Origin of the sequence: Haloquadratum walsbyi J07HQW2 (assembly GCF_000415985.1) — an archaeon.
GTDB lineage: Archaea > Halobacteriota > Halobacteria > Halobacteriales > Haloferacaceae > Haloquadratum > Haloquadratum walsbyi_B.
In genome coordinates, this window is the sequence record NZ_KE356561.1 from 2,833,741 (window position 1) to 2,845,949 (window position 12,209).

The 12,209-nt window shown below is 47.1% G+C and carries 12 protein-coding genes and 1 pseudogene; 5 read left to right on the forward strand and 8 right to left on the reverse strand.

The window, feature by feature from the left end:
• Positions 1–201: 201 nt before the first annotated feature.
• A complete protein-coding gene (locus tag J07HQW2_RS13365; protein ID WP_021056094.1) occupies positions 202–600 on the forward strand; it encodes a universal stress protein in 399 nt (132 codons plus the stop codon).
• 139 nt (positions 601–739) lie between these two features.
• On the opposite strand, the gene J07HQW2_RS13370 is transcribed toward J07HQW2_RS13365, so the two are convergent.
• The 7 genes from J07HQW2_RS13370 to J07HQW2_RS13400 all read right to left on the reverse strand — a co-directional run bounded on the left by J07HQW2_RS13370 (position 740) and on the right by J07HQW2_RS13400 (position 8,355).
• The gene (locus tag J07HQW2_RS13370) at positions 740–1,468 is read right to left on the reverse strand and encodes a thioredoxin family protein (RefSeq protein ID WP_021056095.1); all 729 of its coding nucleotides are present in this window, start codon (positions 1,466–1,468) and stop codon (positions 740–742) included.
• A 67-nt stretch (positions 1,469–1,535) separates the two neighbouring features.
• On the reverse strand, positions 1,536–2,348 hold the full coding sequence (locus J07HQW2_RS13375) for an ABC transporter ATP-binding protein (RefSeq protein WP_021056096.1): 813 nt from the start codon (positions 2,346–2,348) through the stop codon (positions 1,536–1,538).
• On the reverse strand, positions 2,345–3,202 hold the full coding sequence (locus J07HQW2_RS13380; protein WP_021056097.1) for an ABC transporter ATP-binding protein: 858 nt from the start codon (positions 3,200–3,202) through the stop codon (positions 2,345–2,347). The genes J07HQW2_RS13375 and J07HQW2_RS13380 overlap by 4 nt, the downstream gene beginning before the upstream one ends.
• Positions 3,199–4,353 (reverse strand): branched-chain amino acid ABC transporter permease, encoded by a 1,155-nt coding sequence (locus J07HQW2_RS13385; protein ID WP_021056098.1) that lies wholly within the window; start codon positions 4,351–4,353, stop codon positions 3,199–3,201. Before J07HQW2_RS13385 ends, J07HQW2_RS13380 begins: the two co-directional genes overlap by 4 nt.
• A complete protein-coding gene (locus J07HQW2_RS13390) occupies positions 4,350–5,351 on the reverse strand; it encodes a branched-chain amino acid ABC transporter permease (RefSeq protein ID WP_048075305.1) in 1,002 nt (333 codons plus the stop codon). The genes J07HQW2_RS13385 and J07HQW2_RS13390 overlap by 4 nt, the downstream gene beginning before the upstream one ends.
• Before the next feature lie 128 nt (positions 5,352–5,479).
• Entirely contained in the window at positions 5,480–6,865 is a 1,386-nt protein-coding gene (locus J07HQW2_RS13395; RefSeq protein WP_021056100.1) for a substrate-binding protein, read from the reverse strand.
• Positions 6,866–6,957: 92 nt separating this feature from the next.
• Positions 6,958–8,355 carry a substrate-binding protein gene (locus J07HQW2_RS13400; RefSeq protein WP_021056101.1) on the reverse strand — a complete coding sequence of 466 codons (1,398 nt, stop codon included), beginning with the start codon at positions 8,353–8,355 and terminating at the stop codon, positions 6,958–6,960.
• Between the two features lie 232 nt (positions 8,356–8,587).
• Here J07HQW2_RS13400 and J07HQW2_RS13405 point away from each other — a divergent pair, with 232 nt between their 5' ends.
• From J07HQW2_RS13405 to J07HQW2_RS13420, 4 genes are all read left to right on the forward strand, one after another.
• Positions 8,588–9,340 (forward strand): GNAT family N-acetyltransferase, encoded by a 753-nt coding sequence (locus tag J07HQW2_RS13405; protein ID WP_021056102.1) that lies wholly within the window; start codon positions 8,588–8,590, stop codon positions 9,338–9,340.
• A gap of 105 nt (positions 9,341–9,445) precedes the next feature.
• Positions 9,446–9,868: an SRPBCC family protein gene (locus J07HQW2_RS13410; protein ID WP_021056103.1), complete on the forward strand. Its 423-nt coding sequence runs from the start codon at positions 9,446–9,448 to the stop codon at positions 9,866–9,868.
• A gap of 361 nt (positions 9,869–10,229) precedes the next feature.
• Complete coding sequence (locus J07HQW2_RS13415) at positions 10,230–10,919, forward strand: DsbA family protein (protein WP_021056104.1); 690 nt, start codon at positions 10,230–10,232, stop codon at positions 10,917–10,919.
• Between the two features lie 2 nt (positions 10,920–10,921).
• On the forward strand, positions 10,922–11,533 hold the full coding sequence (locus J07HQW2_RS13420; protein ID WP_021056105.1) for a hypothetical protein: 612 nt from the start codon (positions 10,922–10,924) through the stop codon (positions 11,531–11,533).
• A gap of 496 nt (positions 11,534–12,029) precedes the next feature.
• Here J07HQW2_RS13420 and J07HQW2_RS18860 read toward each other — a convergent pair.
• Positions 12,030–12,209, reverse strand: a pseudogene (locus J07HQW2_RS18860) (glycosyltransferase family 2 protein); the annotation flags it as partial.

Genomic DNA, 12,209 nt, shown 5'->3' on the forward strand with positions numbered 1-12,209 from the left:
ACGAATTCTCTGCGTAGCTACCGTGGATGCTGTCTACATTGGTATTGAAGGGATTCATTCCACAGACATCATCTGAACAAAATTGAGACGAATCTTAGTACCATGCTGATGAGCTATATATGATTAATTTTACACACTAAGTTCGTATCTGTTGAGAAATGTCTGAAAAATATTAAGCCGTGGGGCTGCGCAGTTGTGAGTATGTACCATATTGTGGCTGGTATTGATGATGATGAATCGCATGCAACGCGATGTGCGGAAGCAGCAGCTGATCTCCCTGGTGGATCTACGGAAAAACGAGTGACACTTATTCACAGTTTTGATGATAATCCAAGCGGAGCCTCAGCATCACAACTGCAGTCGGTTCGAGCAGCAGTAGAGATTCTTGAAGAACACGATGTCGATACAGATATTCAAGAATCGAGTGGCGATCCCGCGGACGCAATCATTGATACCGCAGTCCGCAGTGAGGCTGATCTTATTCTTATCGGTGGTCGCAAGCGATCACCCGCTGGAAAAGCACTATTTGGAAGCGTGACACAGTCCGTAATACTTGGATCAAGTCGACCTGTAATGGTCACCGGCGTCGATGAGACATAAATACGAATACTAATTTTTACTAGACAAATAGCGCGAATGGGGTGTTCAATATTTACAGAACCACGCGGCGAATGCCACGAGGCAGTTCACTCCTATTGCATTCACAGAAGAGTAATAGACCCGAGCCCGAGCGGAGTCGTTACGTATCGGTGAACATTTCAGCAATCGCATCAGGCGACTGTCGACCGGTTTTGACAGCGGATTGTTCGCCGTTTTTATACTGAATAAACGCTGGTGCTGTCGTTATCTCGGCTTCGCGGCGAAATGAAGCTGCATTCTCACCGTCAATTCCAGCAACAACAACATCTGATGGGACACCTGCAAGAATATCATCAAGATCGGCCTTGACGGACCGGCATGGGTCGCAGTGCCGTTTCCAGACGGTCACCAACGCGTCCGGGTGTTCTGTGATGAATGAATCATATGACTCATCTGTGAGTTCAGTGACTACGTTTGGAACTGGTGATTCAGGATCGATTTTGTTCAAGATCTCAACCATCATCGCATGTAATGCCGGGTCAAGTGATGCATCAACATAAGAGTCGATCGCAAGATACGTGATAAGATCTGTCCGTGATACAACACCCTCCTCAAGTTGGGTTATTGCATTTGACCTCTCAATATCGAATACATCCGTCATTGTCGTGATGATCTGCTCATGAGAAGCCTCAATATAGGTATCATGATATATTCGACGAACATCTTCATACTCAATCGTCGTCGCAAGTGTGCCATCATCATCCTCGACGACAGCATCAAATTGAATAAGTTGATTCAGTGCCGTCTCAGGGTCCGCTCGCTCAATAGTCTGTGTTGTTTCTGTGTGATCCTGATTTGTGGTATTCGCATTGTCTGTCTCTTGGGTCATTGTATATCGCCACTCATCCGATGTTCACTATGTGTATGTGTACTCATATTTGATTGTTTCACGGGCTTCACACTCCGAGATACCGCTCACGTGTTTCTTCATCTGCCCGAAGCTCTGCTGCAGTTCCATTGAACACTATCTGCCCATGGTCAATGACGTATGCACGGTCAGCAAGGTTGATAGCCGCAGCTGCATTTTGCTCGACGAGCAGAATCGTTGTTCCCGCATCATTGATCCGCTCGATGGCATCCTCGACATCTTCGATGATCTGTGGTGCGAGCCCCTCATATGGCTCATCTAACAACATCAAATCAGTATTTTGTTTCAGTGCCCGTGCAATGGCGAGCATTTGCTGTTCACCACCGGAAAGCGTTCCCGCCTGTTGATTCCGCCGTTCATCGAGTCGTGGGAACTGATTGTACACCTCATCAGTCGTCATTCCCTCACCACCAGCCTCCACGTCCCGACCCCATGTGTTCGATGCGTTATTCACAACCTCAGCCAGATGCAGATTTTCTGCGACTGAGAGATTTGGGAAGATACGTCGTTCTTCAGGGACAAGTGAGATGCCACGAATCGAGACATCTTCGGCGGTGACTCCCGTCACGTCAGTCTGATTAAATTCAATTGATCCTGAGCGAACAGCTGGTGGTGTTGCGCCGGCGATTGATCGAAGTGTGGTCGTTTTTCCAGCCCCATTCCGACCGAGGAGAGTACAGATTTCACCTTCTTTTACGATCATTGAGAGATTTCGGAGGATATGACTCTCACCATAGTAGGCATCGACATCATTCAACTGAAGAAGTTCACGACCACTATCATCGCTACGAGTAGTAGCGCTTGACTCGCCTACCGTCTCGTCATCTTCAATCGTACTCATAGATCAGCACCACCCAAGTACGCCTCTTGAACGGCAGGATTCCCCCGAATCTCCTCTGGCGCTCCCTCCGCGATTACTCGTCCGCGATTTAATACGATAATCCGATCTGAGATACTAAAGACAATCTCCATATCATGCTCGACAAGCATGAACGTAAGATCAAGTGCTTGTTTTACTTCTTCAATTAATTCGACTGTTGCATTTGTTTCCTCAGGTGACATTCCAGCCGTTGGCTCATCCATTAACAACAGGTCTGGCTCCGCAGCCAATGCAATCCCGATCTCAAGACGCCGCTTATCGCCATATGGGAGGTCAGCCGCTGTCTCATCAGCACTGTCAAGCAATCCAACTGCCTCAAGTGTATCTCGTGCACGTTGATGGACGTCAGTGAGACTGTCGCGATGTGTAAGGAGCTGAAAATCAAACGCACCGTTTTCAGCAGCAAGTCCAGCGATTTCCGCGTTCTCACGAACAGTTAAATCTGGAAATATTGAGGCTGTCTGGAAAGATTTTGAAACACCGCGCTGAACGACTTCATATGGATCTAATCCAACGATTGAGTTATTTTTGAACCGAATATCACCTGACGTTGGCTCAAGACGCCGGGTAATCAGGTTGATTAATGTTGATTTTCCGGCTCCATTTGGTCCAATAAGTGAAACCTGTTCGCCACGATTAATCTGAATATTAACATCATCGGTGGCGACGAGCCCGCCGAATTCCTTGCTAAGACCTTTTGTTTCAAGCAACGCATCGCCGTCTTGGACTGCTGATGTGCGTGTATTCGATACATCTCTGGATTCAATATCTGTGTCTGTGTCTGTGTCTGTATTTGAGTCAGTATCTATACTCATCGGTTCTCACCTCGAAGTCGGGATTCAATTGCCACACGGAGATCTGAAAGTCCGCCCCACAGTCCACGCGGGGCTGTCCAGATAACAACAACAAAAATCACTCCTAACAGAAGATGCCAGTATGTTCCAAAATCATTAATCAGAACGATATCAGTAAGCGGTAATTGTAACTGTTGAATCCCACTCACGATATTTTCAATATAAAGATACAATCCAGCTCCGAGTATTGGACCAAATAATGAGGCGGTTCCACCAAGAACCACCATGATAACAATCTCACCGGATTCTGTCCAAAACAGCGACTGTAGTGGAACGTATGACCCATGGATTGTGAATAGGCTGCCAGCAACGCCTGCAAATCCTGCAGAGACGATGAACGCCATGAGCTTATATCGCCAGACATTCAGCCCAATAAATTTCGCTCGTTGCTCATTCTCACGGATTGCTCGAAACACCATCCCGTATGGTGAATTCAGAATACGGTAGGCAATCCCAACAGCAGCAATGGTGATCACGCCAACAAATGCGTACATCCACGTTCCGAGCAGTTCTCCGGCGAGCATCGGTAGTTCCGAATCAAGATGGAAACTCCCGAATAAGGGGCTTACATCGATGCCGGTGAGACCGTTCTCACCACCCGTTAACGACGCTAGCGGGGCAGCTGACATGTAATATAACATCTGTGCGAACGCAAGTGTGAGGACACTGAAATAGATCCCACCACGGCGAAGTGAGAGATATCCGAGCACCCATGCGAACAGCACCGCGAATATCGTTCCTGCAGCGACCATCACAATCGGGTCACTTGATACACGGAGCGACACAATGCCAGCTACATACGCGCCGCCACCCCAAAATGCGGCATGTCCAAATGAGAGTAATCCGGTGTATCCCAATAGGAGATCAAATCCAATTGCAAAGATTGCCCAAATGAGCATCAAAGCAGCGAGATTCTGATATCCAAGTAGAATGTCACTGATTATGGGTGCTCGTGCGAATATCCATGGAAAGAGTGCAACTGCAATTGTAGTCAACCCGATTACCGTTGCCTCTCGCTCGCGAAACTGCTGTAGACGTTCAACCAGTGATGGAGCCTGTGGATCATCAACGACTGTCGCCCCCTCTCCGCCTGTCGCATCAGAGTCACTCACGGCGCCACCTCCTCACTACCAAGGATTCCCTGCGGACGTAACAGTAGCACAATTGCTGCAATCGCATACAATCCAACCTGTGACCACGGAGAGAAATTGAGTGTAAATGTGCCAAGCGTCACTGATGGAAGACCGATAAGTGTCGCCTGAACGAGTCCAATAAGCAGCCCCCCGGCGACAGCCCCAGTGATGCTTCCAACGCCGCCAATAACAACGGTAAGAATCGCTGGAACAAGAATATTCGTTCCCACTGTTGGATTAACAACACTGAGTGGTCCGCCAACCACACCGGCAACGCCTGCAAGAGCAGCTCCAATCCCGAATACAATCAAATATGGTCGATCAATTTTCACACCAAGGAGTCTGACCATCTCAGCATCTCGGGTTCCAGCTCGAACGATAAGTCCAAAGTCAGTGTACTCAACAAGCGCGTAGACAATACCGACAAGCACAGCAGTGATGGCAATAACCCACAGTCGCCATCGAGGGAAGTTACCGACTATCGGAAGTGCGATCGGACCTGAGACAGGAACTCCTCCGAATCCACCGATTGCAAGCACATTTTTTGGCTGATTAAACGGTAGACTGTTGCTGCCGAACAGAACGCGAAACAGCTCTTGAACGACAATTGCAATCCCGAATGTCACAAGAATCTGGTCGGTATCAGGGCGGTCATAAAACGACTGCGCAAGGAACCGCTCCATTGCAATTCCAATGACGAATACAACGACTGGCACAAACACCAATGCAGCAAAAAACCCAAGATCTAATCCAAGTGTGTCAAATCCCCAGTCGCGAAGCTTTCCAGAGGTAAGTGAGACTTCAAGAGCAATGAACAATCCAGCATAAGTCCCAATAACGTACAACGCACCATGAGCGAAATTGACGAATTTTAACGTTCCAAGAATAATCGACAGACCAACTGCAAGAAGAACATATATCGCTCCCTGCTGAAGGCCATTGAGCAGTATGGTCATTACGTCTGCAAGAAGACTCACGACCTCCCCCCATGGTACCACCTAATAATGCCATTGGTACATGTTATTCTTTGTCTAATCATATCTGTACTAATTGTTGATTATTACTTAAAGACTATGATGAAATATATACGTGTTACAGGGATCGATTATTCGTAGCTACCGAGGTCACACTCCGCTGAGGGACCAGCATCGCATGCATACCCAACATCATCTCGACTGGTGACGGTGACGACCTCGTAGTAGGTTCCTTCCGACTGATCACTCTCAGGCAGACCACGGACAACAGGTACATCTCGTTGTGCTTGATGATCGCACGCACGCATCAACTCCTTACCCATGCCAATATTGTTATATTCGTATCCTTCGAGTTGTTTGATTACTTCGACTGGATAGAACGTGCCAGCACGTTCAACCGCAGCAGCATATTGTAGTGTCTGCGCGTATGCCAACTGTGCAGCTCCTGATGGGATACGGTCGTATTCATTTTGAAAAGTTCTGGTGAATTCATTTGACGGTGCATTATCAATCTGTGCTGTCCATACGACTGTTCCAAAGACATCCTCAATAGCCCCGCCCGCAGCCTGTGCCATTGGGCGGTTATATAGTGGAATCATAATTTCCATGTCCTCATCGAGACCGGCATCAACAGCTTGCTGGATTGAATTTGCACCATCAAGCCCGTAATGATTCAAAATAAGCACATCAGGGTTTTCGCTTGCGGCTCCTGAGAGATAATTTGAGAAGTCAGTTGTTCCCAGCGGTGTCGCCACGCTATCAATCTGTGACCATCCAGCGACATCTGTCATGAACCGCTCCATGGATGATTGTTGGGTTTGTCCCCAACTGTAATCGGCATATAACTGATAGAAATCGAGATCTGTTCCGTATTCGTCTCTGACAACCGGTGCAAGCGCCTGCCCAGTCATGTACGCGTTGAATTGTTCTTTAAACCCGTATCGAACACAATCTTTTCCCGTTGTGTCATTCGAGTGCGCGAGACATGCCATGAACATTACATTCTCATTCTGACACAGTCCCTGAACAGCAATAGCTGCCGCAGAAGATGATCCACCACTCACCATCATAGCACCGTCGCGCTGGATCATTCGCGAAGCCGACTGTCGGGCCGTATCGGCGTCTGTTGCAGTGTCTCCATCAACATAATCAATCGTGAAGTCAAGTACCCCGTCACCAGAGAGATCATCGAACTGTGAGTCAACCCAACCGCCGCCGTTATTTAGATGCTTGACAGCAAGTTCATATGCCCGAAGCTCATCCTGCCCCTCTGAGGCATACGGTCCTGATTGTGGGACATTAAATCCGAACGTTGCGGTGTCACCATCAATTGGGAAATTTCCGAGTGGGGGATACTCTTCGGTATCACTGCCAGTTGAGGCGTCATCAGATCCTGATTCACCACCACCATCACCACTGCCACCGGAGCATCCAGCAAGTCCAGCAATCCCGACAGTACCCGCACCCGCTACTTTCAATACATCACGCCGACGGAGAGAATCATCATCTCGCAGCATGATATTTATGCGATGATATATCTTTGATAACTGCTTCGAATTACATATAATATTTAAAAACAATTATAAATATATCGCATTACGAGAACTAGTTATTCGTAGCTACCGAGATCACACTCTGCTGACGGACCAGCATCACACGCGTATCCAATATCTTCCCGACTTGTGATTGTAGCGATTTCATAGTAATTTCCTTCTGATTGGTCGCTCTCGGGCAGACCGCGGACAACAGGTACATCTCGTTGTGCCTGGTGATCGCACGCACGCATCAATTCCTCACCCATCCCAATATTATCATACTCGTACCCTTCGAGCTGATTGATCACTTCGACTGGGTAGAACGTGCCGGCACGTTCAACCGCAGCAGCATACTGCAGTGTTTGTGCATATGCTAATTGGGCAACGCCTGATGGAATACGGTCATATTCGTTTTGGAAGGCTTGCGTGAATTCATTTGACGGTCCATTATCGATCTGTGCTGTCCATGCGACCGTTCCGAAGACATCCTCGATAGCACCGCCTGCAGCTTGTGCCATCGGACGATTATACACTGGTAACATAATTTCCATATCCTCATCGAGTCCAGCGTCAACGGCTTGCTGGACTGAATTTGCGCCATCGAGCCCGTAATGATTCAGAATAAGCACATCAGGGTTCTCGCTTGCGGCTCCTGAGAGATAATTCGAAAAGTCAGTCGTTCCCAGCGGTGTCGCCACACTGTCAATCTGTGACCATCCAGCGACATCTGTCATGAACTGCTCCATCGATGACTGCTGAGTTTGTCCCCAGCTGTAATCGGCATACAGCTGATAAAAATCAAGATCTGTTCCGTATTCTTCTCTGACAACCGGCGCAAGCGCCTGTCCAGTCATGTACGCGTTGAACACTTCACGGAAACCATATCGAGCACAGTCCTTTCCAGTCGTGTCGTTTGAGTGTGTGAGACATGCCATAAACATTACATTCTCATTTTGACACAGTCCTTGAACGGCAATAGCCACCGCAGAGGATGACCCACCGCTCACCATCACAGCACCGTCACGCTGGATCATTCGCGAAGCCGACTGTCGAGCCGTATCGGCGTCGGTTGCAGTATCCCCGTCAACATAATCAATCGTGAAGTCAAGGACCCCATCACCAGAGAGATCATCAAATCGTGAATCAACCCAGCCACCGCCGTTGTTTAAATGTTTGACAGCAAGTTCATATGCTCGCAGTTCGTCTTGTCCCTCTGAAGCATATGGTCCTGACTGTGGGACATTGAACCCGAATGTTGCGGTGTCACCATCAATTGGGAAATTTCCAAGTGAGGGATACTCCTCAGTATCGCTGCCACTTGAGGCGTCATCGGATCCTGATCCACCCCCACCGTCACCACCACCATCACTACCGCCACCGGAACACCCAGCGAGTCCGGCAATTCCAACAGTACCTGCACCTGCTACTTTCAATACATCACGCCGATGGAGAGAATCATTATCTCGCACCATGATACTTATGCGAGGTTGTATCTTTAATAATTGTTTTGTCTAAATATGATGCGCACGTGTTAATATTTGTTAAAATAATTATAACGTATGGTTGTGTAATGATACCATTTTAGGTTGCCACTTTTTCTGGTAATACTATCTTGTATATGCCCAGTTTGAAAATGTGAAGTGCATAAATAATCAGAGTTTTTTGTCCACTGGACTGAAGTACCGGTCTATCGAACAGTCTTGTATGGACATTCGTAATGCAGCTATTGAAGATATTGAGGCGATTCGCAGCGTGGCGCGTGAATCACTTGCCGCCTCATACGGACATGTAATTGATGATGAAACGATTGATGCTGCAATCGAAGAGTGGTACAGCGAGGATGCGCTTGAAGAGACGCTCGTCGATGATGAATCGACTTTTGTCCTAGCTGTCGATGATGGTGGACCGATTGGGTTTGCGCAAAGTGACTTGATTACCGGTCGTGAGGCAATCGGATACATCGATTGGCTTCATGTTGGACCGGATCATCGTGGTGTGGGTATCGGTTCACAACTTCTCTCTCGACTTCGACAGGCACTCATGAACGCCGGTGCAGATCGACTTGAGGGTCGTGTTCTAACCGAAAACGAAACTGGGCTTGGTTTCTATGAGGATCAGGGATTCAGCGTTGCTGGTAAGCGAACAGTCAGTATCAACGATGAAATATTCACCGAGCGCATATATTCATTATTCGTTGATTCAGCAGAAGAACCTGCAGCGAACAGACAGGAAACTGAAGCGGGTGACACAGTGTATATTGCATATGATGAGACTGTTCGTGGGTCAGAAGCCCCGTTTTTCGCCGCTTATCTTGATGAAGATCATGAAGAACGCTATGGGTGGTTCTGTGGTGCTGATGAAAGTCTTGATGTTGCAATGGATACAATGGAACGTATCGAATGTACCGCCTGTGGAAATCAACGTCGACCAGTCCGTTGGGACGCTGCATATCTATAATCTATAATTCATCAATCTCACGTAACTATCGACAGAGAATACTAGTCTACATATAACATCCGAAATTCGTCTATTTTCCTTATTTCTCACTCTCACGATATTTGTATGATTAGCAACCTTGCACTCGAATACACACCAGACGGTAGAAGGGTTACGGTAACCCGCGAAATACCAGTACGAAGAGATGCTGCATGGAATCTTCTGAAAAATACTCGGCGATGGTCTGAGTGGGGTCCTTCTGTACGTGCCGTTGAGTGCGATCAACAATTTATCGATGCAGGCACAACTGGTCGTGTTCAGACAGTTGGTGGTCTCTGGGTACCATTTGAGATAACCACCTGTATGTCATATCGTTGGAGTTGGCGTGTCATGGGAGTTCCTGCCACCGGTCATCGTGTTGATTGTCCGTCAACTGGATCGCCCGATGATGGCTGTCAAGCACTGTTTGAGCTACCAATATTTGCAGCATGGTACACGTCAGTGTGTTCTCGGGCACTTGACCGAATTGAGTCAATATTAGTGCGATAATCAGAGTAATATTGTGAGTATCTTCATAGTAAAAAATAATCCAACTAGAAGCTGCTTGAGATCCTCTCCACCCGTCGGCGAAGCTTTCAATTACTAATCTATAGTCAGGACTACTGTTAATCGTATTTGCCGGGTTATAGTGTACGGTCGTATCCTATCCCCTACTTACTCGTTCCCTGCGGTCACTCCTTGAGAAAGGGGACTTAGCCTGTAAAAGTTAAATTAGCCCAAGTCCACTGGCGGAGCAGAATAAAATCTGTTACTCTCAGCGGACTCTTAGCGCTTTTTAAATTTTCGCACTTCATGTAGTAACTTTACACATGAGAACAACAGATATCATAATGTAGATGTTTGATGATATATGGATAGACGAGTATTCCTTGCGAGCACCGGTGCGACGATGGTCTCACTCACTGGGTGCATCGGTGGAAATAATGAAACAGGCTCACCTGACGGTCCCACGGACTCAAGTAGTGGTCAATCAATCGATTCACATCCAGGAGCGACTAATCTCGCTGCACAGCCACGGTTAGGAAATCTTGATGAATCTCAACATACGATTATTGCATTCAAAGATCCATCCTGCCCGCGATGTCGGGCATTCAAAGAATCAACCGTTCCAGAGATCCAACGCCAACTCATCAATCCGAATATAGGGGCATACGTGCTTCGTAATTATCCTGTCGTTTATCCATGGGGAAAGCCCGCAACACAGGCGTTGGAAGCAACGCTTGATCGGTCAGAAACTGCTCATTGGAAGTTACAGAATTACTATTATGATATGCAAGACGACTTCTCAACTGAGAATGTGCAGATGAAAACACGAACATTTCTTGAATCAAACACCGAAGTCACTGCAGATGCTGTAATTAATGATGTTGACTCAGATGCATACAGCAATGCTGTCACAGCAGATATTAATGCCGCTGAAGAAGCTGGTCTCGGCGGGACAACACCATCAATTCTACTTTTTAACGATGGACAGTATGTGACGAAAGCAACCGGAAGCATCAGTTATGACGTCATTGCAACAGCGCTTGGAGAAAAATAACAATGAGTGTCAAAGGGTTTCAATCTATTCAGACACGCCTTCCAACGACTCGAGAAGACTGGCATCTCATGGGACGAACAATTCGACTTGTGCTTACAATCCCACTGTACACGATTGCTGCTATTATCGCAGCAGTCACAGCACTTACCGTATTTGTCATGTCACTCAATGTGCAATTAGTCAGTGATCTTATTATCGGTGGGGCACTCCCCCCAACTGACCGACTGACGGTCCTTGTTGAGCTATATCCATTTATTGGAACATCTTTCGGACCGTTGAGTGGAGTTTTATTACTCATTGTCTCAATACTGACAGGCGTCAACGTCGCAATGGCAGGATACCACGTTCGTGAACATGAGCTAACAGTCGCCGGTGGAGGTGCGAGTATGCTTGGTGTCGTGTTCGGAACACTTGGCGCTGGATGTGCTGCATGTGGATCTGCAGTGTTACTCAGCGTGCTTGGATTATTCGGTATTTCAACGTCATTATTATTCTTACCCCTTGATGGATTGGAGTTCGCACTACTCGCACTCGTCGTAATCACTCTATCGATCCATTGGCTTGCAGATGGAATGCGTGGTGGAATGGTCAATGGATGCCCAGTCGACATTTAATCTAATCTGTCGAATCTAGATTAAATCACAGTAAGGTATGACCGCCCAGACTTGACACTACAATAGATATCTAGGACAACATATTTCAATAATTACCTCATACGCGTGTGGAACCTGATATAATTATTAATATTATGAGACAAAATACATGTTAGAGACCGGAAGAGGTCAATCATAAGACTGTGGAAAAAGCGGCGAGAAGATACACCGCTTTGTGATGGTAGCGTAGTAGTGGTAGTTCCCCTATGACCAGGGGGAAAGGTCGAGCGGGAATCGAACCCACACACCGACACTTACTCATCAGTGGTACCCATGATATCGACCCACACGAAACACTAAATGATAAGATCGTCTCAGTAATTAATATTATGCCAGACTGCACTGAATTTGATTTGTTTCAGTATATTACACATTTATCTGGGTATGAGATGCAGCACACGACATAGGTCGGGGTCAGGATAGCTATCTCTGACGATGAGTTTAGCTAGCCGATTTCCTATGATTCATCCACTGAATCGAGCACCTCGACATTACCCGAATTCGAGAATCGATATTGACGACCAGTCCATTCAAACGTCTCGACAAACAGGGCAATATAGCTCATAATGGGTAGCAGTAGCAGCCCTGGATAGGTATATATGAAATTCCTGCGTCCAAGATCTAGATAAACATAGAT